Genomic DNA, 1,353 nt, shown 5'->3' with positions numbered 1-1,353 from the left:
CTATGCGTTGAATTTAGTGATTAAGGTGGTATGCAGCGGCTTAGGTATTGCGTTGCTCACCCCTTAGCAGGGCGTTAGCTTAACATTTAAGTTCATGAACAAGGTAGTCAGGCAATTATGCTATTTATAAATTGCAATGTTGTGTGAAACTAAACAAAAAAGTAGTAAGCATATTTGTGCTCAAGTTCCAATAAGTGTATTAAGCATTATCAAAATCTATATTGGAGGCTTTATGAGAGTGCACAAATCAAAAATTGCCGCAGATCCAGTTAAGTACTACACGCGTTTGATTGGTATGGAAAAGTACGAAGCTCGTATGAGACAGGAGCCTAATGCAATTACAATTATTACAGGAATTGTACTTTATAGAGAGTTACCTAAGAACAAACAGTCCGAAGTTTTGAAGCTAATATTGGCTTTGAACGATGGCCAGTTGAAAGCTTCACTATATGGTTTAGTTTCTCAAGTGGTTGCAAATCCATACTGGTTCTCATGGTCACTTTCTGATCGGGAGCTCAGAGAATTTTTTGATACCAATAAGGATGTGACTAATATATTGAAAGGTCTTGGCATAGACTTCTCGCTCCCTCTCACAGCAGCAGGTATATCAGCATTTTTGCTTTCATCAGCGCAACAAGGGGTAAAAAGTGCTTCCAAAGAGGTTGCGACTCAGTTGAAAAAGCAAGTTACAAGCTCACCAGTTGCGCAGATTGCAAATAGACTGGGAGTGACCAAACAAGTTGCAGGCAAAGCATCGGCAATCTTGGTCGTAATGGTCAGTGTAATTGCTTATCAAACACACTTAAATGCAAAAGATGCGCGGAAGGAGCTTCTTCGCAGAGGTCTACTTCAACCGGAAGATTTGTAATGCTAGTTTTAATACTAATAGTGATATTGTCATTGGCAACAATTCATTTCTCGCATGTGCTATTGATGCAGTATATGTTCTCTGAAGAAAAGTTATCGCCGAGTACTACTTTTCTTCGTCCATTATCTTTGTGTGTTATGGCTGCATGTGCCCAGTACTATATTCTTTCAATGATAACAGGCTACAATTTACCCGAGGTTGCGGGATTGGCTCTCGTGGCTACGAATGCATTCTTCTTCGTTGGTTTTTATTTTGCGTACAAAGCAAGAGTAAAAAGCCTAGAAAGTAAAAAGCACTCCTGAGTCTATATTAAGCTAACAAAGCATTTAAGAGTGATTCCCAACGCATGGCATTTTTCATTCCATCGTTGGGTTTTGTGTTTACGGTGGTAAGGTTTAGTTTCGTGGTAGCGTTGCTCACACCTTAATGCGGCGTTAGTTTGCAAGAGGAAAAACGTGCCTATATCGCAAGATCTAGTGGTAAAA

At 39.7% G+C, this 1,353-nt stretch carries 1 protein-coding gene; it reads left to right on the top strand.

The window, feature by feature from the left end; genetic code table 11:
* The first annotated feature begins 232 nt into the window (after nucleotides 1–232).
* Nucleotides 233–868 carry a hypothetical protein gene (locus R7E47_RS24425; protein WP_258484153.1) on the top strand — a complete coding sequence of 212 codons (636 nt, stop codon included), beginning with the start codon at nucleotides 233–235 and terminating at the stop codon, nucleotides 866–868.
* Nucleotides 869–1,353 lie beyond the last annotated feature (485 nt).

The sequence above is a fragment of the Vibrio sp. Vb1026 genome (assembly GCF_033338745.1).
In the GTDB taxonomy this organism is placed as follows: domain Bacteria; phylum Pseudomonadota; class Gammaproteobacteria; order Enterobacterales; family Vibrionaceae; genus Vibrio; species Vibrio alginolyticus.
Note: the sequence above shows the minus strand (reverse complement) of the source record. Positions and strands in the feature narration are given on the sequence as shown.

Bases quoted from the DNA above. Each gene is read 5' to 3' on its own strand.
- R7E47_RS24425 (WP_258484153.1), top strand. From the start codon at position 233: ATGAGAGTGCACAAATCAAAAATTGCCGCAGATCCAGTTAAGTACTAC.